Below are 25,175 nucleotides of genomic sequence, written 5' to 3'. Positions count from 1 at the left end.
GCCGATGGCCGGAGGACGACCGGCGTCGGTGATTCGGACCGCCGATCGGATGTATGCCGAGATGGAGCTGTCCCACCTTCGCGAAGCCTAGCGGCGATTTCCTGCGAACCGCGCGTCTCCCTCCTCTATGCAAAGCACACCGCCATCGCGACGCGATCGCAATCCGCTTCGCCGCTCGATATCCGGGTGCTCGGCAGCTCCGTAGCCGGCAATCGCCCAAAGAAAACGCCCGCCGGGTGTGCCGGCGGGCGCGTCTGCGTGCTCTACGCTGGGCTCAGAACTTGTAGTTCACGCCGAGCATGTAGGTGCGTCCCCATTCGACGTACTCCAGCGGGCGATCCTTGGTGCCGGCGTAGGTGCGGTAGGGCGAGTTGGTCAGGTTGCTCGCCTGCAGCAGCAGGCTCAACCCGGCCAGGGTGCTGCCGTCGGCGAAGGTGTAGCTGACCTGGGCATCGGTGACATTCTCGCCGACCACGTAGCGCAGCGTGCGGTTGCCGTTGAAGTTGCCGATCTCGCCGATGAAGTCCGAGCGCCGCCGCTGGCTGACGCGCGCCTCGAAGCCGTTGCGCTCGTAGTAGGCGGTGAAGTTGTACACGCGCTTGGACAGGCCGGGCAGGTCGATCGGCGCCGAGCCCACGCTGGAGGCGCTTTCGGGATCGACGATCTTGATGTCGCTGTCGTTGAACGTGGCGCTGGCCTGAATGCCGAAGCCGCGCAGGCTGTCGGTGAACATGTCCAGCGGCAGCGAGGCGGTCAGTTCCAGGCCGCGCAGAGTGCCGCCCTTGCCGTTCTGCGGCGAGGAGAAGGTGCCCGTCGTCTGCACCGGCACGGTCATGTTGGGCGGACGCACGTAGCTGGCGAGCAGGGCGGAGAAGTCGTAATCGTCGCGCGATTGCGTGTAGATGTAGCTCTTCAGGTCCTTGTAGAACACCGCCGCGGCGACGTAGGCCTTCTCGCCGAAATACTTCTCGTACGACAGGTCCAGCGCATTGGCGCGCCACGGGTCGAGCAGGGGATTGCCGCCGCTGCCGCCGGGCTTGCCGGTGGAGGTGTCCACGCCGAAATCCAGGCCGGCGCGCATCTGATCCACGCGCGGCCGCGCCACCTGCTTGGCTGCGGCGAAGCGCAGGGTCTGCTGGTGCGGGAACAGGAAGGCCAGGTTGAGGCTCGGCAGCCAATCGTTGTAGGTCTTGCCGGCGTCGATAGGCAGCACGTTCTGGCCGACCGGACGGGACTGGTCGAAGTAGCTGGACTGCGAGCTCTGATCGGCATGCTGCAGCTGTACGCCGATGTTGCCGCGCACACCGACCTCGCCGATGTCGGTGTTGATGTTGGCGCGGAGCCAGGCCGTGGTGATCTTCTCCTGCACGGTCCACGACTTCGGAATCAGGTAGTCCAGGTTGGTGACCGGATTGAAGGTCATGTAGCGCGAGACCGCCGCCGGCACGTTCCAGGCCGGGATGGTGCCGATGCCGGCGAAGCCGAGGTTGACCGGGTCGTACTGCAGATCGCTGGCGATGCTGGTGTCGCCCTGCGCGCCGAGCAGGATGTTGCCTTCGGCCTGGGTCTTCTGCTTGCGCCGGTCGGCGTAGTTGACGCCCACGTCGATGTCCGAGAACCAGGTCAGCGCCTGCGGTGCCGGCAGGGTCGCCGCCAAGCGGCCGCCCTTCAGTCGGTCCTCGACCTCCGGCACCTTGCCGTAGCCGGAGCCGTAGATGGTGTTGGTCAGGAACAGGTTGTTCGGGTCGGAGTAGTCGCGGCCGGGGGTGATCTGCGAGAAGCCGTTTGGGTGGACGTTGACACCGATCGAATCGAACTGCGGTCGCGGGAGCAATTGCAGGTTATTTTCAAGGTTCAGTTCGTTCCGGGTGGCTTTGGAGTAGTTCAGGTCGGCCATCAGCCTCACACTGCCGAGGTTGAACTCGTTGTTCCAACCAAATGCATCGATCTTGTCCTTGCGCTTGTTGTACATGCCGCGGACAAGTGGGTAAGCATTGTTGATGGTGCCACCAGTAAATGTACCGTCGGCATTACGACTGACATTGGTGAATATCGGGAGAATGGCAGCAGGATTGTTTGGATCCTCGCCATTGCCACTCAGACTCAGCTCGAACTGATTGGCGGTGTCGATCTGCTCGGCTTCGGTATGGAACGCGTCGAAGGTGCTGGTCCAACTGCTGGATGGGCGGAACTGCACAGTCGCCATTACGCCGTCGCGTTTGTTGTTGCCGGTCCGGCGCAATGCTTTGATGCCGTCTGAAAAGAAGGTGCCCTGCGGAACACCGCGGCGCGCGCCCTTATCGGTATTTTCGGTGCTCCACGGCTCATACAGGCCGACCTGGTTCTCCTGGATCGGCATGTCGCTGTGGGCGTAGCCGATCGAGAAGCCCAGGGTGTTGTCCAGGAACTGGTCGATGTAGCTGGCGCTGAAGCGGTTGCCGAAGGCGTCGACGTTGGCGGCCTTGCCGAGCGAGCTCTTCTGCAGGCGGCCGCTGACGGCGATTACCCGATCCGGAAAGCTCAGCGGACGCACGGTCTGCATGTCGATGGTGCCGGACAGGCCCTGGCCGACCAGGCCGGCGTCGGGCGTCTTGTACACGGTCACGCCGTTGACCAGCTCCGACGGGTACTGGTCGAACTCGACGCTGCGGTTGTCGCCGGTGCTGACCACTTCGCGGCCGTTGAGCAGGGTGGTGGCGAAGTCGGGCGACAGGCCGCGCACGCTGATCACCTGGGCGCGGCCGGCGACGCGCTGCGCGGCCAGGCCGGGCAGGCGGCCGAGCGATTCGGCGATGCTCACGTCCGGCAGCTTGCCGATGTCTTCGGCCGAGATCGCTTCGACGATGGACGTCGAATCCTGCTTGATCGCGATGGCGTTCTCGATGCCGCGGCGGATGCCGGTGACCTGGACCTTGTCCAGTTCGGTCACCGGATCGTTGGACATGGTGGTGGTCTCGGACTGTGCCGCAGCCAGCATCGGCGTCATCGCGACGGCCAGCGCCAGCGTCAGCGCGTTGCGCTTGTGGTTCAACATTTTCCCCTCCCAGGCAATGTTGTCTTGCGAATGTCTGAACCGGCGAGGCGGCCGGATGTGCGTGTCGCGCAGCCGCAGGGCGGTGTCGCGATTGCGCTGTATGGTAGACACGCGGCTTCGTCGCGAACGCCCGCTGCATACGTATTCACTGGAACGCATCGCATTGGAAGCGCTTTCAGGATCGCAATGTCGTGCATGCAGCGCTATGCCGGTGCGGCTGTGAACATCTGCGTCGGTGTCGCCGAGGTCGTCCATCGCGAACGCTCGGTGCTGCCCGCCAGGACGAGGTCGTTCCGCACAGGGCTGCGCGTTCTCTGCCGCATTGCCGCGACCCGGCGTAGCCACTGGCTCATGCCATGCGGATGCCGTGCGCCGTGGCGCTGTCCTCGGCGCAGGGATCAGGCACCGGGCGCATCCATCGCGGGTGCGCCGCTGGCGTCGAGCCAGCGGCATGGCGGCGCAGCGACGCCTCAACGCGTCAATGCGACGCAGCCGAGCCCGCCGAGGCCGGCGCCGGGTCCAGCGGCACGAAACGGATCGCCTGACCGCCGCCAGGCGCCAGCTTCAGCTGCAACTGATCGCGGCTGGTGACCTCGCGCTGCTCGCGCACGAAGTCGAACGGATTGCGCTGGTAGTCGGCGGCGTCGCCGTCGCGGTAGATTTCGGCGCGGTAGCGCACGCCGGGCTCAAGGAAGCCCAGCGCGATCGGCAGCACGCGGCCGTGTTCGTCGGTGATGCTGCCCAGGAACCAGTCGCGGCTGTGGTGGTCCTTGCGCACGATGGTCACGTACTCGCCGATCTCGCCGTCGAGCACGCGGCTGTCGTCCCAGTCCACTGCCACGTCCTCGATGAAGCGGAAGGCGTCGCGGTGCTGCAGGTAGTGCTCGGGCAGGTCGGCCGCCATCTGGATCGGGCTGTACAGGGTCACGTACAGCGCCAGTTGCCGCGCCAGCGTGCTCGGAATCGCGCGTCCGCCGCGGCCCTTCAGGCTGAGGATGCCGGGGGTGTAGTCCATCGGCCCGGCCAGCATCCGCGTGAACACCAGGTTCACTTCGTGCTCCGGCGGGTTCGGCGGCTCGCCCCAGGCGTTGTACTCCATGCCGCGCGCGCCTTCGCGCGAGAGCCAGTTCGGGTAGGTGCGGCGCAGGCCGGTGTCCTTGATCGGTTCGTGGGCATTGACCGACAGGTGGCGCCTGGCCGCTTCCTGCACCACCTTGAGATGGTGGCGGGCCATGAACTGGCCGTCGTGCCATTCGCGCCACAGCGGGCCGCCGGCGGGATTGCGCCGGTCCACTTGGCCATCGTCGCAGACGTAGCCGGTCTTGAAGGTGTCCACGCCCAGCCGCGCGTACAGGCCCAGCGCCGCATCGAGCTGGTCTTCGTAGTGCTCCACCGCACAGCCGGTCTCGTGGTGGCCGATCAGGTGCACGCCCTTCTTCGCCGCATACGCGCTGAGCGCGGCGATGTCGAAGTCCGCGGTGGCGCGGGTGAAGTCGAAGTCGTATCCATTACCGACCCAGTTGCCGTCCCAGCCGGGGTTCCAGCCTTCGACCAGCACGCCGCGGAAGCCGTGCGCCGCGGCGAAGTCGATGTAGCGGCGGGTATTGGCGGTGGTGGCGGCATGCCTGGGACCGCGTGCCCAGGTTTCCTGGTTCAGGTGCATCGACCACCACACGCCCACGTACTTGGCCGGGTGCACCCAGCTCACGTCGCCCAGCGCATTGGGTTCGTTGAGGTTGAGGATCAGGTTGGAATCGACCAGGCCGCCGGCGGTGTCGCTGATCTGCAGCGTGCGCCACGGCGTGTCGAAGGGCAGGGCGCGGCGGACCTTCCAGCCTTCCGCCGACGGCGATAGTTGCGCATGCAGGCGCTGGCCTTCGCCGCGGCGCAGCCACATCCCGGCGTAGTCGACCAGGGTGGCCTCGTGGATGGCCAGGTGCAGGCCGTCCTGGCTGCGCAGGGTGAACGGCGTGTGCGCCAGCGGCACCTCGCGCAGCGGCGTGCGTCGGTACAGGTATTCGTAGTGGATGGGTTCGCCGGCGGGAATCCACCAGGCGGTCGCCTCGGGGACGATGTCGAACTCGGTGAGCTCTTCGTCGATGACGGCCTCCTGCATGCCGGGCTGCTGCGGAAAGCGGTAGCGGAAGCCGAGCCCGTCGTCGTAGACGCGGAACACCACCGCGAAGCGGCGCTGGCGGCCGCCGCGCTCGCCCAGGTCCACGCGCAGTTCGTTGTAGTGGTTGCGCACATAGCGGCGCTCGCCCCACGGCTGTTCCCAGGTCTCGTCGACGCTGCGGCTGTGCTGGTCCAGCACCGCCAGGTCGCGATCCAGGGCGCCGTCGCGCAACTGGAAGCCCAGCCGTGATTCGCCGATCACCGCCTCGCCCAGCCGCTGCACGCGATAGCCGGGGCGGCCGTCGTCCAACTGCAGGGAGACGCGCAGGATCTTGCCCGGCGAGTCCACGCTGGCCACCGTCTGCGGCGCGGCGTGCAGGCATGGCGCAACGCACCACAACACGCTCGCCAGTAACGACGGCACACGCAGGCGCGACAGGACCTCAAACAGCGGCATATCCCCTCCCAGGGCGACCGTGGCAGCGCATCGACTATAGCGACGCGGTCCGCGGCCGCCGTGGCGCATGCGATGAATACGTATGCAACTGCACGCGTCGCGGTGCCGCCCGTCTACCATGTCCGCAGCGCCCCGCGATGCGGAGGCGGCGACCGTAGTGCCGGCGTGCCGGCCTGCGCTTCCACCATGCAGGCAAAGAGGGAGGGAGGTCGATCGGTGCGAGCCGGTCTGCCGCTTCGATGCTGAAGATGATCTGCTTGGCCGCCACCTTGGGTGCCGCGGCGTCGGCGTCTGCTGGACAGACGTCATTGCAATGGCGTGGCCAGACCGCGCAGGCCGAGGCCACGGCCGACGGCGGTTTCGTGCTGCACGCGGCGCAGGGCACGCGCGCGGTGCCGGCACAGCCGCTGCGCAGCGAGACCGACAGTCCGCTATTCGATGCGCTGTTCGCGCTGGCGCAGCAGGAGCTGCACGACGACCAGGTGCAGGCGATCCGCGACCCGGCGTTCGATCACGGCAAGCCGTTGCCGTGCGATTGCTACCAGACCGGCGAGCGCTGGCCCTACGTGTGGACCCGCGATGTCAGCTATGCCGCGGACCTGGCCCTGGCGCGGCTGGATCCGCAGCGCACGCGCCGCTCGCTACGCTTCAAGCTGTCGCCGATGCGCGGCGCCGACGCGCTGCCGGGGCTGTTCGTGGCGCAGGACACCGGCTCCGGCGGCAGCTGGCCGGTGAGCAGCGACCGGGTGGTGTGGTTCCTGGCTGCGCGGCACCTGCTTGACGATCCGGCCTTTGCCGCCGATACCCGCGCCGCGCTCACGGCCACGCTGGCGCAGGATCGCGCGTTCGCGTTCGACCCGCGCATCGGCCTGTACCGCGGCGAGACCTCGTTCCTGGACTGGCGCGAGCAGACCTATCCGGCCTGGACGCGCGAGAATGTCGGCTTCATCGCCAGTTCCTTCGCGCTGTCCACCAACGTGCTGCATTACCAGGCGCTGCGCCTGGGCGAGCGTCTGGCTCGTGAGCAGGGCGATACGCAGGCCGCCGTACGCTATGCCGGCTGGGCCGATGCACTGCGCCAGGCGATCGCGCAGCGTTTCTGGCGCGAGGACCGCGGCACCTACGTCGGCTACATCGGTACGGCCGAGCATCCGGTGCGCTACGAAAGCTACGATCTGCTGGGCCTGTCGCTGGCGGTGCTGGCCGACGTACTGCCGCCCGCGCGCGCGCGCCAGGCGCTGGCCCGCTATCCCGCGGTGGAGGCGGGCAGCCCGGTGGTGTGGCCGCAGCAGCGCGAGGTGCCGATCTACCACAACCGGGCGATCTGGCCGTTCGTCAGCGCCTACGCGCTGCGTGCGGCCCGGCACACCGACGACAGCGTGCGCATCGACCTGGAAGTGCGCTCGCTGCTGCGCGGCGCCGCGCTGGCCGGCTCGAACATGGAGAACTACGAGTTCCTGAGCCAGGCCGCGCATGTCGACGACGGCCCACTGAGTGGTCCGGTGGTCAATTCGCCGCGGCAGCTGTGGTCGGTGGCCGGCTACCTGGCGATGGTGATCGAGGGCGTGTTCGGCGTGGAGGACGACGGTCGGGTGCTGCCCAAGCTGCCGACCAGCCTGGTGCCGCTGTTGTTCGGCGAGCGCCAGGAAATCGCGTTGCAGCTGAAGGACCGCCGGATCGTGCTGCGCCGGCCGGCGCAACTGCAGGGCGACCTGCTGGTCGCCGGCAAGACCAGTACCCAGGACAGCACCACCACCGTCGACCTGGTGGCGCGCCACAGCGGCAGCGCACCCTTGCAGATGCTGACGGCGGAAGACGCCTTCGCGCCGCTGGCACCGCCGGCACCGCAGGTGCGGCGCGAAGCGCAAGGCTGGCGGGTGCAGGCGGCTACGGACACGGTGCTGTACGTCGATGGGCAGGCGCACACGGGGCACGCTGACGGCGCGCTGCTGCCGCTGGCCGAGCGCGTGCAGTGCCTGAGCCTGACCCGGCAAGTGGGGCGCTGGGAATCGCTGCACAGCCCCACCGTCTGCGTCGGCGACGTTGCGCGCGTGGACGGTGCCGACGACTGGAGCTGGACCGCGCCGCACGATGGCGCCTACCGGCTGAGCGTGCGCTACGTCAATGCGCATGGCCCGATCAACACCGGTGTCACCGCCGCGGTCAAACGCCTGCAGGTGCAGTGCGGCCACGCGCCAGCACAGTCGCAACCGCTGGTGATGCCGCACAGCGTCGGCGAGCAGACCTCCACGGCGGCGCTGTTCGTGCTGCAGGCCGGGCAACGTTGCGTCGCGCGCTTGCTGCCGGCGGCAAACATGAGCGCACTGCAGCACTTCGCACGCTACACCGGTGGCCAGGGCGGCGCCGATGGCGTGGTCAATGCCGCCGATGTCGCCGCGCTGCTGATCGCGCCGGTCGGCCCGATCGAGGAGCGCCCATGAGCGCCATGCCACGCGCCAAGCCGGCGCTGTCGTTCTGGCAGATCTGGAACATGTGCTTCGGCTTCCTCGGCATCCAGTTCGGCTTCGCGCTGCAGAACGCCAATGCCAGCCGCATCTTCCAGACCCTGGGTGCCGACATGGACCAGGTGCCGGGACTGTGGATCGCCGCACCGCTGACCGGCCTGATCGTGCAGCCGATTGTCGGCTACCTGTCCGACCGCACCTGGAACCGCTTCGGCCGGCGTCGCCCGTACTTCATGGTCGGCGCGCTGTTCACCACGTTGGCCTTGCTGGTGATGCCGAACTCGCCGGCGCTGTGGGTGGCGGCCGGCACGCTGTGGGTGCTGGACGCTTCGATCAACATCTCGATGGAGCCGTTCCGCGCCTTCGTCGGCGACCAGTTGCCGACGCGCCAGCGCGCCACCGGCTATGCGATGCAGAGCTTCTTCATCGGCGTGGGCGCAGTGGTGGCGAGCATGCTGCCGTGGCTGCTGGCGCACTGGGGCGTCAGCAATACCGCCGCCCCCGGCGAGGTGCCGGCGACGGTGCGCTACGCGTTCTATTTCGGCGGCGCGGTGCTGTTCCTGTCCATCGGCTGGACCGTGCTGCGCACCCGCGAGTATCCGCCCGAAGACCTGCACGGCAGCGACGTCGCCACCGCGGCCGCCGCGGCGGCGCAACCGCGCCGTGTCGATGGCGCCGCTGCGCTGTGGTGCGCGGTGGGCATTGCCGGCGCGGCGGCCATCGCCTGGTGCCGCGGCGACCGCATGCTGTACGTGCTGGCCGGCCTGTGCATCGCTTACGGCGTGCTGCAGGGCGTGGCGCCGCGCCTGCGTCGCGGACACATGCTGGCGGCGATCGTCTGCGATCTGCAGACCATGCCGCGGGCGATGCGGCGCCTGGCCGGGGTGCAGTTCTTTTCCTGGTTCGCGTTGTTCGCGATGTGGATCAACACCACCGCCGCGGTCACCCAGACCCACTACGGTACCCAGGACGTCACCTCGGCCGCCTACAACGAGGGCGCCAACTGGGTCGGCGTGCTGTTCGCCGCCTACAACGGCTTCGCCGCACTGGCCGCGATCGCCATTCCGCTGCTGGTGCGCGTCTGCGGGCTGCGCATGAGCCATCTGCTCAACCTGTGCCTGGGCGCGGCCGGCCTGCTGTCGTTCCTGTGGATCCGCGATCCGCAGTGGCTGCTGCTGTCGATGGTCGGCGTGGGCTTCGCCTGGGCCTCGATCCTGTCGCTGCCTTACGCCTTGCTGTCGGACAGCGTGCCGGCGGCGAAGATGGGCGTGTACATGGGCATCTTCAATTTCTTCATCGTGATCCCGCAGTTGGTCGCGGTCAGCGTGCTGGGCTTCGCGCTCACGCACTGGCTCGGCGGCCGGCCGCTGTACGCGCTGGCGATCGGCGGCGGCAGCCTGCTGGTGGCGGCGCTGTGCGTGCTGTGGGTGCCGTCGGATTCGGGAGCGAACGCATGATCGATCGGATGTCGCTGTTGGCGCTGGCCCTGCTGGGCGCCTGCGCCGCGTCGGCGCAGGCCCAGGCGCCTGCGCAGGAGGAGTTCTACGGCACGCTGGAACCCTTCGCCAGCGAGGCGGTGTACTTCGTGGTCACCGACCGCTTCGTCAATGGCGATCCGGGCAACGATCACCGCGACCAGGGCGGCGCGCACCGCACCTTCGACATCCCGATCCCGGCGCCGCCGGGCGAGAGCGACAACATCGGCTACCTCGGCGGCGACTTCAAGGGCGTGGTCGACAACGCCGGCTACATCCGCGATATGGGCTTCGGCGCGGTGTGGATCACCCCGATCGTCGACAACCCGGACGAGGCCTTCACCGGCGGCAAGCCGATCACCTGGGGCAGTTCGCTGAGCGACCGCGGCAAGACCGGCTACCACGGCTACTGGGGCGTCAACTTCTACAAGCTCGACGAGCATCTGCCGAGCCCGGGCCTGGATTTCGCCGGCTTCACCCAGGCGATGCATGCGCAGCAGCTGAAGGTGGTGCTGGACATCGTCGGCAACCATGGCTCGCCGGCCTGGACCATGCCCAAGCGGCAACCGATGTTCGGCCAAGTGTTCGACCGCGACGGCACGCTCATCGCCGACCACCAGAACCTGCTGCCGTCCAAGCTGGACCCGGCGCACAACCCGCTGCACGCGTTCTACAACACCGGCGGCAACCTGGCGCAGTTGTCCGATTTCAACGAGCGCAACCCGGCGGTGATGGAGTACCTGGTCGGCGCCTATTCGCAGTGGCTGGCGCAGGGCGCCGATGCGTTTCGCATCGACACCATCGGCTGGATGCCGGACAGCTTCTGGCACGAGTTCGTGCGCCGCATCCGCGCGCAGCGCCCGGGCATGTTCATGTTCGGCGAGGACTTCGACTACAACGCGCACAAGATCGCCGGCCACACCTGGGCCAGCAACGCCGGCGTCAGCGTGCTGGATTTCCCGCTCAAACAGGCACTGGCGGCGACCTTCGGCCATGCCCAGCGCGGCTACGAGACGCTGCAGCCGTCGCTGTACCTGGAGCGCGGCCCGTACGCCAATCCGTACGAGCTGATGACTTTCTACGACAACCACGACATGGCGCGGCTGGACGCCAGCGACGCCGGCTTCATCGACGCGCACAACTGGCTGTTCACCGCGCGCGGCATCCCGGTGATCTACTACGGCTCGGAGACCGGCTTCATGCGCGGCCGTGCCGAGCACGCCGGCAACCGCAACTACTTCGGCCAGGAGCGGGTGAACGCGGCGCCGAGCAGCCCGATCTTCGCGCCGCTGCGGCGCATCGCCACGCTGCGCCAGCGCAGCCCGGCGCTGCAGCGCGGCCTGCAACTCAACCTGCAGTTGTCCGGCGACGAGGCGGTGTTCTACCGGGTGGTGCAGCATGCGGGCAGCACCCAGACCGCGCTGGTGCTGCTGAACAAGAGCGATGCGCCACGCACGCTGGAAGTGCGCCGCTACCTGCAGTCCGGCACCTGGCACGACGGCTTCGATGGCAGCGCCATCGAGGTGACCGATGCATTGCGCGCCGAGGTGCCGGCACACGGCGTGCGCGTGTTCCTGTCCGATGCGCCGATCGTGCGCCCGGACCTGCGCGCGCGGCTGCGCTGGCTGATGGCGGCCAAGGACGGGGTCGCGCCGACGCCGTGAACGCGGCGCTGCCGGTCGGCCTCAGCGCGCCGGCCGTCGGCGCGTCGGTGCCCCAGTAGGGTGGCTCAGTTGCGCAGCAGCGACGAGCCGCGCAGCGACAGTGTCACCGGCAGAGTACGGCTGCTCACCGGCTGCCCGGCGATCTGCGCCAGCAGGGTGTCCACCAGCACCGCACCGGCCAGCTTGGTGTCCTGCTGCACCGTCGACAACGCAGGATCGACGCTGGCCGCCACCGGGATATCGTCGAAGCCGGCCAGGGCCACGTCCTCGGGCACGCGCAGGCCGTGCTCGCGCAAGGCCTTCAACGCGCCGATGGCGATCAGGTCGCTGGCGGCGAACAGCGCATCGAAGCGTTCGCCGCGGCCGAGCAGGGCCAGCGCCGCCTCGTAGCCGGACTGCTCGGTGGTGATCGCATCGACCTGCAGCGCCGGGGTGGCGTCGACGCCGGCCGCGCGCAGCGCCTGCAGATGGCCGCGGTAGCGTTCCAGGAATTCTGGGTAATGGTTGGAGGCGTCGCCGAGGAAGGCGATGCGGCGGCGGCCCTGCGCCAGCAGGTGCGCGGTGATGTCGTGGCCGCCCTGGAAGTTGTCGCTGCCGATCGACACCCCCGGCTGCCCGGGCAGCACCGCGCCCCAGCGCACGAAGTGCGTGCCCTGGTCGACCAGGTGCTGCAGCCGCTGCTGCGCCTGCAGGTAGTCGCCATAGCCGAGCAGGATCAGCCCGTCGGCCTTCTGGCTGTCGCCGTAGTCGGCGCGCCAGTTGTCCGACAACTGCTGGAACGACACCAGCAGGTCGTAGCCATGGCGGGCGCAGGCGCGGGTGATCGACCCCAGCATCGAGTGGAAGAACGGGTTGATCAGCGAGTCGTCGGTGGTCGGGTCTTCGAAGAACAGCAGCGCCAGGGTCCCGGCGTTGCGCAGGCGCAGGCTGGAGGCGTGCTTGTCGACCTTGTAGTTCAGCTCGCGCGCGATCGCCAGGATCTTGCGCCGTGTCTGCTCGTTGACCGCCGGGCTGCCGCGCAGCGCGCGCGAGACGGTGGGTTGCGACACGCCTGCCAGGTAGGCGATGTCCAGCGATGTGGCCTTGCCTTTGATGACGGCGCGTCCGGTGCGGAGAAAACGTCGGCGAAGCATGCCATGGCGGCCGCTGTAGCTCTTGCTGCGGCGCAGCGAAGGCGAGAGAGTGGCGGCGTGACCTGTCCTCTTCCTCTTGTCCCCAACATCGTTGTGTCTCCAATATCGGTCAATACCGATGTTTACCGTTTTGGTAAAGATTGGTTTACCATCTTGCCCCACCACAAGATCCGGACATGGGTGGCCCGCGGCAACGCCGGCCGAGCGTGCGACATGAGCACTACCACCGCCCTCGCTTGAGTTCCCGCCCAAGGCTGTCCGAGCAGGCGCCCTTGTGGCGCCTTCTTTCTGTCCCGCGCCCAGACTGGCCTGCCGCCGAGGTGGTGCGGACGTCATCCCCCAGTTTCCCTTTCCACCGACTCCCATGATCACGATCACGCTCCCCGACGGCAGCCGCCGCGAATTCGAACATCCCGTCAGCCCCATGGACGTGGCCCAGTCCATCGGCCCCGGCCTGGCCAAGGCGACCATCGCCGGCCAGGTCGACGGCCGCCTGGTCGACGCCTGCGACCTCATCGACCACGACGCCAGCCTGCGCCTGATCACCGCCAAGGACGCCGAAGGCGTGGAGATCATCCGCCACTCCTGCGCGCATCTGGTCGGCCACGCGGTCAAGCAGCTGTATCCCGAGGTCAAGATGGTGATCGGTCCGGTCATCGCCGAGGGCTTCTACTACGACATCTACAGCGAGCGCCCGTTCACCCCGGAGGACCTGGCGGCGATCGAAAAGCGCATGCAGGAGCTGATCGCGCAGGACTACGACGTGATCAAGAAGGTCACCCCGCGCGCCGAGGTCATCGAGCTGTTCAAGCAGCGCGGTGAGGACTACAAGCTGCGGCTGATCGAGGACATGCCCGAGGACGTCACCGCGATGGGCCTGTACTACCACCAGGAATACGTGGACATGTGCCGCGGCCCGCACGTGCCGAACACGCGTTTCCTCAAGGCGTTCAAGCTGACCCGCATCTCCGGCGCCTATTGGCGCGGCGACGCCAAGAACGAGCAACTGCAGCGCATCTACGGCACCGCCTGGGCCGACAAGAAGCAGCTCGAGGCCTACATCCTGCGCATGGAGGAGGCCGACAAGCGCGACCACCGCAAGATCGGCAAGCAGCAGGACCTGTTCCACCTGCAGGAAGAGGGCCCGGGCCTGGTGTTCTGGCATCCCAAAGGCTGGTCGATCTGGCAGGTGGTCGAGCAGTACATGCGCAAGGTCTACCGCGACAGCGGCTACGGCGAGGTGCGCTGCCCGCAGATCCTGGACGTGTCGCTGTGGCAGAAGTCCGGCCACTGGGACAACTACCAGGACAACATGTTCTTCACCGAGTCGGAGAAGCGCACCTACGCGGTCAAGCCGATGAACTGCCCCGGCCACGTGCAGGTGTTCAACCAGGGCCTGCACAGCTACCGCGACCTGCCGATCCGCTACGGCGAGTTCGGCGCCTGCCACCGCAACGAGCCGTCTGGCGCGCTGCACGGCATCCTGCGCGTGCGCGGCTTCACCCAGGACGATGGCCACATCTTCTGCACCGAGCAGCAGATCGAGGCGGAGGTCACCGCCTTCCACCAGCAGGCGCTGAAGGTGTACGGCGACTTCGGCTTCGACGACATCCAGATCAAGATCGCCTTGCGCCCGGAAAAGCGCCTGGGCGACGACGCCACCTGGGACAAGGCCGAGGCCGCCCTGCGCGCCGCGCTCGGCGCCTGCGGCGTGGAGTGGCAGGAACTGCCGGGCGAGGGCGCCTTCTACGGCCCGAAGATCGAGTACCACCTGAAGGACGCGATCGGCCGCACCTGGCAGCTCGGCACCATGCAGGTGGATTTCATGATGCCCGGCCGCCTCGGCGCCGAGTATGTGGACGAGCACAGCCAGAAGAAGCATCCGGTGATGCTGCACCGGGCCATCGTCGGCTCGATGGAGCGCTTCATCGGCATCCTGATCGAGCACCATGCCGGCATGTTCCCGGCCTGGCTGGCGCCGGTGCAGGCCGTGGTCATGAACATCACCGATGCTCAGGCAGACTATGTAGACAACGTGCGGAAACTCCTTGCAAATCAAGGCTTCCGCATCGAGGCCGATTTGCGGAACGAAAAAATCGGTTATAAGATTCGCGAACACACGCTGCAGCGGGTGCCGTACCTGTTGGTCGCGGGCGACCGCGAGACGGAAAACGGCGCGATTGCGGTCCGTACGCGATCGGGGGAGGATTTGGGCACCATGTCGGTCGCCGCCTTCGCCGACCGGCTGCGCGCCGAGCAGTTGGCGTGACACCACCCTGGCGCGGACGGAGCCTCCGTCCGCGCCAGTCCGATTCCCCTGGGAGATTGCAACATCAGTACCCCTGACAACAAACAGAACCGCAAGAACCAAGAGATCCGCGTGCCGCGCGTGCGCGTGATCGGCGCAGACGGCGAGATGGTTGGCGTGTTGAGCCGCGACGAAGCGCTGGCGATGGCCGAGGAAGACGGCCTGGATCTGGTCGAGATCCAGCCGCAGGCCGATCCGCCGGTCTGCAAGATCATGGACTTCGGCAAGTTCAAGTTCGAGCAGCAGAAGAAGGCCAACGAAGCCAAGAAGAAGACCAAGCAGGTCGAGATCAAGGAAATCAAGTTCCGTCCGGTCACGGACGAAGGCGATTACCAGATCAAGCTGCGCAACATGCGCCGCTTCATCGAGGAAGGCGACAAGGTCAAGGTCAACATCCGCTTCCGCGGTCGCGAGATGAGCCATCAGGAGCTCGGTCGCGAAATGGCCGCGCGGATCGAGGCCGATCTGGGCGAGGACATCGTCATCGAATCGCGTCCGCGCCTGGAAGGCCGGCAGATGGTGATGATGATCGCGCCGAAGAAGCGCTGATCCGCGGACTGCAGCCCGGGATCGCGCCCCGCCAACGGCAGGCGCGCGGTTCTCCGGTATCTGTGGCCAACCTCTTCTTGACGTTCCGGGCGTAGCGCGGCTGCGCCGTTGCGGCGTGCCCGTGCGCCGCCCAGCCTGCGCGAATCCCGAATCCCGAATCCCGAATCCCGGCGCGCAAGCGCCCAGATCGAACTGCATGATTTGCAAGGCATTCCAAGCCCTGGCATAATGCGCGGCCCAGTTCATCGGGTTTGCCGCTCCGGCGGCAATAGGACCCGCCCGGATCCTCAGTGGATCAAGGGCTTACAAGCAGGTAAGGGCACGGACGGAAAGTGTGGCGCAGCCACCGCCCTGACCAGTGACAAAACACCATCAAGGACATTGTAATGCCCAAGATCAAGACCAACCGGGCGGCGGCCAAGCGTTTCCGCAAGACCGCCTCCGGCAAGTACAAGGCCGGCCACGCCAACCGTAGCCACATCCTCACCAAGAAAGCGACCAAGCGGAAGCGCAACCTGCGGCAGACGAACCACGTCCGTGCCGAGGACGCAGGCCGTCTGGACCGTATGCTTCCCTACCTCTGAGGACTGAACCATGGCTCGAGTCAAGCGTGGCGTCCAGGCGCGCCGTCGTCACAAGAAAGTTCTGAACCTCGCCAAGGGCTACTACAACGCCCGTCGCAAGGTCTTCCGCGTCGCCAAGCAGGCGGTGATCAAGGCGCAGCAGTACGCCTACATCGGCCGCAAGCAGAAGAAGCGCAATTTCCGTTCGCTGTGGATCACCCGCATCAATGCGGCGGCCCGCATCAACGGCATGAGCTACAGCCGTTTCATGAACGGCCTGCTCAAGGCTGGCATCACCCTCGACCGCAAGGTGCTGGCGGACATCGCCGTGCACGACGCGCAGGGCTTTGCCGCCCTGGCGGAGAAGGCGAAGGGCGCGCTGGCGGCATAAGTTTGCGAGTCCCTGCAGAAACCCGCGCGTCCACGTGCGGGGTTTCGGCGGGAGCCATCGCAGGCATGCAGGGGAAGGGCGCAAGTCCTTCCCCTTTTGCGTTTTTGGGCGTCCCGATGCGGGGTGCCTGCCGGGTAGGTGAGGTCCCGCATCGGCGGGACACGGTGGCCACGGTTCGGCCGGAGCAGTGAGGCGCGAGTGCAATGAGTGAGATCGATTCCCTGAGCGGGCAGGCGCTGGCGGACATCGCCGCGGCGCAGAGTCCGGAGGCGTTGGAGCAATTGCGGGTCGCGCTGCTCGGCAAGAGCGGCAGCATCACCGCCCAGCTCAAGCAGCTCGGTGCGCTGGCGCCGGAGCAGCGCAAGCTCGCCGGCGAGGCGATCAACCGCGCGCGCGACACGGTGTCAGCCGCGCTGGCCGAGCGCCGCACGCTGCTGGAAACCGCCGCGCTGGACGCGCGCCTGGCCGCCGAGCGCATCGACGTGACCCTGCCGGGCCGGCGCGGCGAACGCGGCGGGCTGCATCCGGTCACCCGCACGTTGGAGCGCATCACCGAGATCTTCGCGCGGCTGGGCTACGAACTGTCCGACGGCCCCGAGATCGAGGACGACTGGCACAACTTCGAGGCGTTGAATTTCCCGCCGCACCACCCGGCGCGGGCGATGCACGACACCTTCTATTTCGGCGACGGCCGCCTGTTGCGCACCCACACCTCGGGCGTGCAGGTGCGCTACATGGGCGAGCATGCGCCGCCGCTGCGCATGATCGCCGCCGGCAAGGTCTACCGCAGCGACAGCGACCAGACCCATTCGCCGATGTTCCATCAGGTCGAAGGCCTGCTGGTCGACGAGCACGCGACCTTCGCCGACCTCAAGGGCACCCTGGCCGAGTTCGTGCGCGCGTTCTTCGAGCGCGATTTCCAGATGCGCTTCCGTCCCAGCTACTTCCCCTTCGTCGAGCCCGGCGCCGAGGTCGACATCGCCTGGCAGCAGCCCGACGGCAGCACCCGCTGGCTGGAAGTGCTCGGCTGCGGCATGGTCCACCCGAACGTGCTGCGCAACGTCGGCATCGACCCGGAGCGCTACACCGGCTTCGCCTTCGGCATGGGCGTGGAGCGCTTCGCGATGCTGCGCTACGGCGTCAACGACTTGCGCGCCTTCTTCGAGAACGACGTGCGGTTCCTGCGGCAGTTTGCCTGAGGGCGGGGATTCGGGAGTGGGGATTGGGGATTCGTTGAAGCGAGTTCCCCTCCAATCTTCCGGTCCCACGCGTATCCGCTCCTGCGAATCCCCAATCCCGAATCCCCAATCCCGGCTCTCCAATGAAATTCAGCGAAAACTGGCTGCGTAGCCACGTTCCGACCCAGGCCTCGCGTGAGCAGCTCACCGCGACCCTGACTGCCATCGGCCTGGAGGTCGAGGAGGTCGTGCCGCTCGGCGACGGCCTGCAGCAGGTGGTGGTGGCGCGGATCGTCGAGGCCGCGCCGCATCCCGAGGCCGACCGGTTGCAGGTGTGCCGGGTCGATGCCGGGCAGGGCGAGCTGCTGCAGATCGTCTGCGGTGCGCCCAATGCACGCGCGGGCCTGGTGGCGCCGCTGGCGCTGGTCGGCGCCCAGGTCGGCGGCATCGCGATCAAGCCGGCCAAGCTGCGTGGGGTCGCGTCCAACGGCATGCTGTGCTCGGCCAAGGAACTGGGGCTGGACAGCGATGCGTCCGGGCTGTTCGAGCTGCCCGACGATGCGCCGGTCGGCCAGGCGCTGACCGAGTACCTGGGGCTGCCCGACGCCAGCATCGAGATCAAGCTCACGCCCAACCGCGCCGACTGCTTCGGCGTGCGCGGCATCGCCTACGACGTGGCCGCGGCCTGCGGCAGCGACGTGGTGCCGCTGGCGGTGACGCCGGCGGCGGTGAGCAGCGAGCGCACGCTGCCGGTGACGCTTGGTGCGGGCGCCGACGCGCCGCGTTACTGCGGCCGCGTGGTCGAGGACCTGGATCCGGCGGCGAAGACGCCGCTGTGGATGGCCGAACGCCTGCGCCGCAGTGGCGTGCGCCCGGTGTCGCTGCTGGTGGACATCACCCAGTACGTGATGCTGGAACTGGGCCAGCCGATGCATGCCTTCGACCTGGACACCTTGCAGGGCCCGGTCGGCGTGCGCCACGCGCGCGACGGCGAGACCCTGACCCTGCTCGATGGCCGCGAGGCGGCACTGGATCCGGCCTTCCTGCTGGTCACCGACGCCGATCGGCCGGTGGCGCTGGCCGGGCTGATGGGCGGCCACGCGACCCGCGTCACCGAGACCACCCGGCACGTGTTCCTGGAGGCCGCGCATTTCGCCCCGGCGGCGATCATGGGCCGCGGTCGCAAGCTAGGCCTGCACACCGATGCCGGCCACCGTTTCGAGCGCGGCGTCGACCCGGCGCTGCCGCGGCAGGCGCTGGAGCTGGCCACGCGGCTGGTGCTGGAGCTGGCCGGTGGCCGCGCCGGCCAGGTGGTCGAGGCCGCCCTGCCCGAATTCCTGCCGGCGCCGGCGCCGATCGCGCTGCGCCGCGCGCGCATCCTGCGCGTGCTCGGCATCGAGATCGCCGACGCCGACGTGGAGCGCATCCTGCGCGCGCTGGGCATGGAGGTGGTGGCCTCGGCCGATGGCTGGCAGGTCACCGCACCGAGCCGCCGCTTCGACATCGCCATCGAAGAGGACCTGATCGAGGAACTGGCGCGCATCCACGGCTACGACCGCCTGCCGACGACCTTGCCCGGCGGCGCCACGCGCATCGCCATGGACAGCGAGACCCAACTGGACGAGCGCAGCGTGCGCCGGCAGTTGCTGGCGCGCGAGCTGCTGGAAACCATCAACTACGCCTTCGTCGATGCCGCGCTGCTGGACCAGTGGGGGCTGCACGACGGGCGCGTGGCCCTGGCCAATCCGCTCAGCGCCGAACTGGCGGTGATGCGTCCGTCGCTGCTGCCGGGGCTGGTCGCGGCGCTGGGCCGCAACGCCGCGCGCCAAGCCGGGCGCGTGCGCCTGTTCGAACTGGGCAAGGTGTTCGCCGCGGCGGCGGAAGCCGGTGCCGCGCCGACCGAGACCCAGCGGGTGGCGGCCGCGGTGTGCGGCGATGCCGACGCCCTGCAGTGGGGCCTGCCGGCGCGCAAGGTCGATTTCCACGACCTCAAGGGCGACCTGGAGGCCCTGGCCGCGGCGTCCGGCGCACGCCTGGACTATCGGCCGGCGACGCACCCGTTCGCGCATCCGACCCGATCGGCCGACGTCTATCGCGACGAGACGCGGATCGGCTGGATCGGGCAGCTGCACCCGCGGCTGCTGCAGGCGATGCAGATCGACGTGGACGTGCTGGCGTTCGAGCTGGACCTGGCGCCGCTGGCCGCGCGTGCCTTGCCGCGCGCCGCCGAGCTGTCGCGGTTCCCGTCGGTGCGCCGCGACCTGGCCTTCGTGGTGCCGGACGCGGTGAGCTGGGCGGCGCTGGCGCGTAGCGTGCGCGCGGCGGTGGGGCCGTTGCTGCGCGACGTGGTGCTGTTCGACCGCTACGTCGGCGCGGGGGTCGAGGCTGGTTGCAAGAGTCTCGCTATGGGCTTGATTTTGCAGGACAACACGCGCACTCTGACAGACCGCGACGTGGAGGCGGTGGTCGCCGATGCGGTGGCCGCGCTGGCGCGGGAACACGACGCGCGGATGCGTGGTTGAGAAGGGACAGGGGATAGCAGGGCAATGGCGTTGACCAAAGCGGAAATGGCCGAGCGGTTGTTCGACGAAGTCGGGCTGAACAAGCGCGAGGCCAAGGAATTCGTCGATGCGTTCTTCGACGTGCTGCGCGATGCGCTCGAGCAGGGGCGGCAGGTGAAGCTGTCCGGTTTCGGCAACTTCGACCTGCGCCGCAAGAACCAACGGCCCGGCCGCAATCCCAAGACCGGCGAAGAGATCCCGATTTCGGCGCGGACGGTGGTGACCTTCCGTCCCGGACAGAAGCTCAAGGAGCGAGTGGAGGCATATGCTGGACCCGGGCAGTAACCGCGAACTTCCGCCGATTCCGGCCAAGCGCTACTTCACCATCGGTGAGGTCAGCGAGCTGTGCGACGTCAAGCCGCACGTGCTGCGCTACTGGGAGACCGAGTTCCCCAGCCTGGAACCGGTCAAGCGGCGCGGCAATCGGCGTTACTACCAGCGCCACGACGTGCTGATGGTGCGGCAGATCCGCAGCCTGCTGTACGAACAGGGCTACACCATCGGCGGTGCGCGCCTGCGCCTGGAAGGCGAGGGCGCCCGCCAGGAATCGGCGCTGAGCAACCAGATCATCAAGCAGGTGCGGCAGGAGCTGGAAGAAGTCCTGCAGCTGCTGCGGCGTTGAATCAGGGCGGCCACCGCCGCTAGGAATGCCAGCGGCAAACCCGCTATAATCGCCAACTCGCCGCGAGGCGGGTCCGCCATGACGGCGGAGACGCAACACATCGGGGTATAGCGCAGCCTGGTAGCGCACTAGTCTGGGGGACTAGTGGTCGTCGGTTCGAATCCGGCTACCCCGACCATCTTTCGAAGGCCCATGTCTGCGACATGGGCCTTTTTGTTTGGCCACACCGGGCTTGCGGGCCTCCACGTGCCGGTAGACGGGCACCGCCCTCCCGGCAGGAGCGCCGGCGCGTGGCAGCGGCACCGAAGCCGACGAGCCGTAACATTCATTTGGGGCCGAACGCACTGCCGTAGACAAAATTCGCAGGAATGCGCCATGGCCGCGCGCCGGCGTCGCCTCGCCAGACCGGAAAGCCGCGCCAGAACTGGGAGCGATGCAGCGTCAATGCGTTGACATTGATCACGTTAACATCGCGTCGATGGAACGTTCACCGGCCCTTGCTACGCTGAATCGCCGGACATGTAGTTGAACCCTCCTGTTACTGCGTCAAAAAAATGTCGGGTAACGCCTTGGTGACGGCAGATGGCTGTGCCATAGTGCGTTGCAACACGAAGCTTCGCTGTTGGCCAGGGCCGTTCGTCCCGGGCAGGAATTGACACCGTGATCATCCTCTGGCCGGGACGGAGCCCTGGCCGGTTGGACGAGTGCGGCGCTTCGAAAACCATTCGACAGAGGGCATCAGCATCGCGCATGGGTAAACTTTCCGTGACCTTCCACTGGGCGCTGGCCCTGTTCTGCCTGGGACTGCTGTCTGCGTGCAGCAGCGGGCCGGCGATGCGTACCGACCTGCCGGCGGGCGATCCGCTTGCCGCTTCAATGGGCAAGCCGGAATACTTGCTCGGCCCGGGCGACCTGCTGACGGTCAAGGTGTTCCAGGTCGACGACCTGGAACGGCAGGTGCGGGTCGACAACGAAGGCCGCATCTCGCTGCCGCTGATCGGCGACGTCAAGGCCGCCGGCTCCAGCGTCAATGCGCTGCAGAAGGAGATCGCCGACCGCTACCGCAACGGCTATCTGCAGAACCCGCAGGTGTCGGTGCTGGTCGACGAGTTCACCGGCAACCGGGTCACGGTCACCGGCGCGGTCAGCGAGCCGGGCATCTATCCCATCCAGGGCTCCGCGCTGACTCTGCAACAGGCGCTGTCGCTGGGCAAGGGCGTCAGCGACGTGGCCAGCCGCGGCAACGTGGTGGTGTTCCGGACCGTCGACGGGCAGAAGATGCTGGCCCGTTTCGATCTGCGCGAGATCCAGAAGGGGGCCGCGCCGGATCCGGCGATCTACGGTGGCGACATCGTGGTGGTGTACCGCTCCGACGCGCTGGTGTTGCTGCGGACCGTCGTGCAACTGACCCCGTTCGTGATGGTCTGGAGGGCCTACCGATGAGCGCCTCCACCTTGCCTCCCGCCTCGGCGCCGCGTGCGCGCCCCGTGGGCACGCCGCTGAGCCCAGCCGACATCGGCCTGCTGGATTACTGGAATGCGCTGTACCGCCAGCGTTGGCTGATCGTCGGCATCACTGCGGCGGTGGTGCTGCTGGCGCTGCTCGTCCTCCTGCTGATGACGCCGAAGTACCGTGCCACCAGCGTGCTGCAGATCGAGCGCGAATCGCTCAACGTCGCCAATGTCGCCAACCTGATGCCGGTGGAATCGCCGCAGGATCGCGACTTCTACCAGACCCAGTACGAGCTGCTCGGCAGCCGGTCGCTGGCGCGGCAGGTGATCCGCGAGGCCAAGCTGACCCAGGAACCGGCGTTCAAGCCGCTGGTCGACGAAGCCCTGGAGAAGCTGCAGGACAACGGCGACGGGCGTGCGCCGACGCCGCAGGCGCGTGCTGCCGCGGCCGAGAATGCGCTGGTCGGCCCGGTGCTGGATGCGTTGACCATCGAGCCGGTGCGCGACTCGCGCCTGGTGCGGATCAACTTCGATTCGCCCGACCGGGTGCTGGCCACGCGCGTGGCCAATACCTACGCCAAGATGTTCATCGCCTCGACCCAGGAACGCCGCCTGCAGGCGTCCTCGTTCGCTGCGCGTTACCTGTCCGAGCGCCTGGCGCAACTGCGCGACAAGGTCGAGGAGTCGGAGAAGAACGCGGTCGACTATTCCAGCCAGGAACAGATCGTGTCGATGGGCGACGACAAGCCGTCGCTGCCCACGCAGAACATGAGCGAACTGAATGTGCGCCTGGCCGCGGCGCAGGACGCGCGGATCAAGGCCGAGGCGGCCTGGCGCCAGGCCGGCATCGGCGACGGCATGGGCCTGCCGCAGGTGGTCAGCAACCCGTTGATCCAGAATCTGCGCGCCGAGCAGGCCAAGCTGACCGCCGACTACCAGCAGAAGCTGGCGACGTTCCAGCCCGGCTACCCGGAGATGCAGCGCCTGCAGAACCAGATCGCCGAGACCAAGCGCCAGATCGCCGACGAGGTCGCCAACATCCGCAGCGCGCTGAAGAACGACTACGAGTCGGCGCGTCAGCAGGAAACCTTGCTGGCCGACCGCATCGCCGCACTGAAGAACGACGAACTGGACCTGCAGACCCGCAGCATCCGCTACACCATGCTGCGCCGCGAGGCCGACACCAACCGCCAGCTCTACGACGCGTTGCTGCAGCGCTACAAGGAGATCGGCGTGGTCGGCAACGTGGGCACCAACAACATCTCGATCGTCGACCGCGCCGATGTGCCCGGCAAGCCGAATTCGCCGAAGAAGTTGCTCGGCTTGGCGCTGGCCTTCGTGTTCGGCCTGTTCCTGGCGGTGGCGGTGGCGCTGGTGCGCTATTTCATCCGCGAGGCCGAAGCCGCGGCGGCGGCCTCGGCATGAGATGTCGCAGCGCCATGGCGCGCCGCACCGCGCAATGCGCGAGCGCGTGCCGCAACGCACACATCGGCATCGGTTCGACGCACAGTCTTCAGTGAGGTGATACGTGGTTCAGCTAGGCAATGAGGTGCTCCATTATTTTCCAGCGCGGTTGTACGAAGACGTTCTTCTGTTGAAGTAATCACGGGCTGCCGTGGACCTGGGGTCGGCGAGGGAGGCGCCGCAGCGGTCCACAGGCAGGCGAAATCGAGGCCCGGCGGCGTCGCATGTTCCCCCGCATGCCGATCGACCGGGTTTGGATAGGAATCCCGATCATGCTTTTGGCAGACCTGAGTAGCGCCACCTATACGACCTCCTCGCCGCGCATGCTGTCCAAGTACGCGGCCGCGGCAGACATCCTGTTGCGCGTGTCCGACCTGACCGTCATGGTCGGCGGCGCGTTGCTGACCCACCGGCTGCTGTTCGGTACCTGGATGCCGGAACCGGCATACCGGGTGGCGATCGGCACCACGCTGCTGTACGCGGTGATCTGCTTCGCCCTGTTCCCGCTGTACCGCAGTTGGCGCGGGCGCGGCCTGTTGCGCGAGATGATGGTGCTGAGCCTGGCCTGTGGCGGCGTGTTCGCCCTGTTCGCCATGCATGCCTTCGTGGTGCAGTTCGGCCAGCAGGTCTCGCGGCTGTGGATCGGCACCTGGTTCGTCACCAGCCTGGGAACGCTGCTGCTCTCGCGCACGGTGGTGCGTGGCGTGCTCAACCGGCTGCGTTCCGAAGGCGTGGACGTGCAGCGCGTGGTGGTGGTCGGGTTGCGCCATCCGGTGGTGAAGATCCACAACTACCTGAGCCGCAATCCCTGGGTGGGCATGCAGGTGGTGGGCTACTTCAGCAGCGACTACGACCTGTCGGTGGCCGACCATCCGCAGAAGCTGCAGTGCCTGGGCGAGGGCACCGCCGACGCGCTGATCGACTACCTCGACGACCACCAGGTCGAGCAGGTGTGGATCTCGCTGCCGCTGGGCGAGCGCGACCACATCAAGCAGCTGCTGCAGCGCATGGACCGCTATCCGATCCAGGTCCGGCTGATTCCCGATCTGTTCGACTTCGGCATGCTCAACCAGTCCGGAGACCAGATCGGCAACGTACCGGTGATCAACCTGCGCCAGGGCGGGGTGGACCGCAACACCTACTTCGTGGTCGCCAAGGCGCTGCAGGACAAGCTGGTGGCCCTGGCCGCGCTGGCGGTGCTGTGGCCGCTGATGCTGGCGATCGCGGTGGGCGTGAAGCTGAGCTCGCCGGGTCCGGTGTTCTTCCGCCAGCGCCGCCATGGCCTGGGCGGGCGTGAGTTCTACATGTACAAGTTCCGCTCCATGCGCGTGCAGCAGGAGCCCAGCGACGTGGTGGTGCAGGCGACGCGCGGCGACAGCCGGGTGACCCGTTTCGGTGCGTTCCTGCGCCGCACCAGCCTGGACGAACTGCCGCAGCTGTTCAACGTGCTCGGCGGCAGCATGTCGGTGGTGGGGCCGCGTCCGCACGCGGCGCAGCACAACACCCACTACGAGAAGCTGATCCACCATTACATGCAGCGGCACTACGTCAAGCCGGGCATCACTGGCTGGGCGCAGGTCAACGGCTTCCGCGGCGAGACGCCGGAACTGCGCACGATGAAGAAGCGCATCCAGTACGACCTGGACTACATCCGCCGCTGGTCGTTGTGGCTGGATACGCGGATCATCGTGCTGACCGCGTTCAAGGTGCTCGGGCAGAAGACCGCCTACTGATGCGCCCGATGC

18 protein-coding genes and 1 tRNA gene are annotated in these 25,175 nt (G+C 67.6%); 15 read left to right on the top strand and 4 right to left on the bottom strand.

Annotation, left to right across the window (positions count from 1 at the left end):
* Positions 1-274: 274 nt before the first annotated feature.
* Both AC1PLR_RS12755 and AC1PLR_RS12750 read right to left on the bottom strand, forming a co-directional pair.
* Positions 275-3,034 (bottom strand): TonB-dependent receptor, encoded by a 2,760-nt coding sequence (locus tag AC1PLR_RS12755; protein ID WP_481101226.1) that lies wholly within the window; start codon positions 3,032-3,034, stop codon positions 275-277.
* A gap of 478 nt (positions 3,035-3,512) precedes the next feature.
* Positions 3,513-5,606 carry a glycoside hydrolase family 97 protein gene (locus tag AC1PLR_RS12750; protein WP_481101225.1) on the bottom strand — a complete coding sequence of 698 codons (2,094 nt, stop codon included), beginning with the start codon at positions 5,604-5,606 and terminating at the stop codon, positions 3,513-3,515.
* 239 nt (positions 5,607-5,845) lie between these two features.
* Between AC1PLR_RS12750 and AC1PLR_RS12745 the strand changes: the two genes are divergently transcribed.
* Genes AC1PLR_RS12745 through AC1PLR_RS12735 form a run of 3 tightly spaced genes read left to right on the top strand, consistent with a single transcriptional unit; the run spans position 5,846 to position 11,210 of the window.
* Positions 5,846-8,047, top strand: coding sequence for a glucosidase family protein (locus AC1PLR_RS12745; protein ID WP_481101224.1), 2,202 nt, complete (start codon positions 5,846-5,848; stop codon positions 8,045-8,047).
* A gap of 5 nt (positions 8,048-8,052) precedes the next feature.
* Entirely contained in the window at positions 8,053-9,528 is a 1,476-nt protein-coding gene (locus tag AC1PLR_RS12740; RefSeq protein ID WP_481103589.1) for an MFS transporter, read from the top strand.
* Positions 9,529-9,536: 8 nt separating this feature from the next.
* Entirely contained in the window at positions 9,537-11,210 is a 1,674-nt protein-coding gene (locus tag AC1PLR_RS12735) for an alpha-amylase family glycosyl hydrolase (RefSeq protein ID WP_481103588.1), read from the top strand.
* 65 nt (positions 11,211-11,275) lie between these two features.
* On the opposite strand, the gene AC1PLR_RS12730 is transcribed toward AC1PLR_RS12735, so the two are convergent.
* Positions 11,276-12,343, bottom strand: a complete 1,068-nt coding sequence (locus AC1PLR_RS12730; RefSeq protein ID WP_481101223.1) for a LacI family DNA-binding transcriptional regulator — start codon at positions 12,341-12,343, stop codon at positions 11,276-11,278.
* Between the two features lie 364 nt (positions 12,344-12,707).
* Between AC1PLR_RS12730 and thrS the strand changes: the two genes are divergently transcribed.
* From thrS to AC1PLR_RS12685, 9 genes are all read left to right on the top strand, one after another.
* Positions 12,708-14,612 carry a threonine--tRNA ligase gene (thrS, locus tag AC1PLR_RS12725; protein WP_019801251.1) on the top strand — a complete coding sequence of 635 codons (1,905 nt, stop codon included), beginning with the start codon at positions 12,708-12,710 and terminating at the stop codon, positions 14,610-14,612.
* Positions 14,613-14,660: 48 nt separating this feature from the next.
* Entirely contained in the window at positions 14,661-15,200 is a 540-nt protein-coding gene (gene infC / locus AC1PLR_RS12720; RefSeq protein WP_081481966.1) for a translation initiation factor IF-3, read from the top strand.
* 386 nt (positions 15,201-15,586) lie between these two features.
* Entirely contained in the window at positions 15,587-15,784 is a 198-nt protein-coding gene (gene rpmI / locus AC1PLR_RS12715; RefSeq protein ID WP_010342861.1) for a 50S ribosomal protein L35, read from the top strand.
* 10 nt (positions 15,785-15,794) lie between these two features.
* Positions 15,795-16,154, top strand: a complete 360-nt coding sequence (gene rplT / locus AC1PLR_RS12710) for a 50S ribosomal protein L20 (protein WP_010342859.1) — start codon at positions 15,795-15,797, stop codon at positions 16,152-16,154.
* A gap of 203 nt (positions 16,155-16,357) precedes the next feature.
* Complete coding sequence (gene pheS, locus AC1PLR_RS12705; RefSeq protein WP_010342858.1) at positions 16,358-17,353, top strand: phenylalanine--tRNA ligase subunit alpha; 996 nt, start codon at positions 16,358-16,360, stop codon at positions 17,351-17,353.
* A 122-nt stretch (positions 17,354-17,475) separates the two neighbouring features.
* Complete coding sequence (gene pheT / locus AC1PLR_RS12700; protein ID WP_481101222.1) at positions 17,476-19,854, top strand: phenylalanine--tRNA ligase subunit beta; 2,379 nt, start codon at positions 17,476-17,478, stop codon at positions 19,852-19,854.
* Positions 19,855-19,878: 24 nt separating this feature from the next.
* Entirely contained in the window at positions 19,879-20,178 is a 300-nt protein-coding gene (locus AC1PLR_RS12695) for an integration host factor subunit alpha (protein WP_003466661.1), read from the top strand.
* Positions 20,159-20,515, top strand: a complete 357-nt coding sequence (locus AC1PLR_RS12690; protein WP_009597860.1) for a MerR family transcriptional regulator — start codon at positions 20,159-20,161, stop codon at positions 20,513-20,515. The genes AC1PLR_RS12695 and AC1PLR_RS12690 overlap by 20 nt, the downstream gene beginning before the upstream one ends.
* Before the next feature lie 101 nt (positions 20,516-20,616).
* Positions 20,617-20,693: transfer RNA gene (locus tag AC1PLR_RS12685), tRNA-Pro, on the top strand.
* A 147-nt stretch (positions 20,694-20,840) separates the two neighbouring features.
* Here AC1PLR_RS12685 and AC1PLR_RS12680 read toward each other — a convergent pair.
* A complete protein-coding gene (locus AC1PLR_RS12680; protein ID WP_481101221.1) occupies positions 20,841-20,978 on the bottom strand; it encodes a hypothetical protein in 138 nt (45 codons plus the stop codon).
* A gap of 287 nt (positions 20,979-21,265) precedes the next feature.
* On the opposite strand from AC1PLR_RS12680, the gene AC1PLR_RS12675 reads away from it, so the two are divergent.
* The 3 genes from AC1PLR_RS12675 (at position 21,266) to AC1PLR_RS12665 (ending at position 25,163) form a co-directional block, all read left to right on the top strand.
* Entirely contained in the window at positions 21,266-21,958 is a 693-nt protein-coding gene (locus AC1PLR_RS12675; RefSeq protein ID WP_150409446.1) for a polysaccharide biosynthesis/export family protein, read from the top strand.
* A complete protein-coding gene (locus AC1PLR_RS12670) occupies positions 21,955-23,391 on the top strand; it encodes a GumC family protein (RefSeq protein ID WP_481101220.1) in 1,437 nt (478 codons plus the stop codon). The genes AC1PLR_RS12675 and AC1PLR_RS12670 overlap by 4 nt, the downstream gene beginning before the upstream one ends.
* Positions 23,392-23,702: 311 nt before the next feature.
* A complete protein-coding gene (locus AC1PLR_RS12665) occupies positions 23,703-25,163 on the top strand; it encodes an undecaprenyl-phosphate glucose phosphotransferase (protein WP_010342854.1) in 1,461 nt (486 codons plus the stop codon).
* Positions 25,164-25,175: the final 12 nt, after the last annotated feature.

It is taken from the genome of Xanthomonas sp. NCPPB 3570 (assembly GCF_056725115.1).
This window is presented reverse-complemented; position numbering and strand designations above follow the sequence as displayed.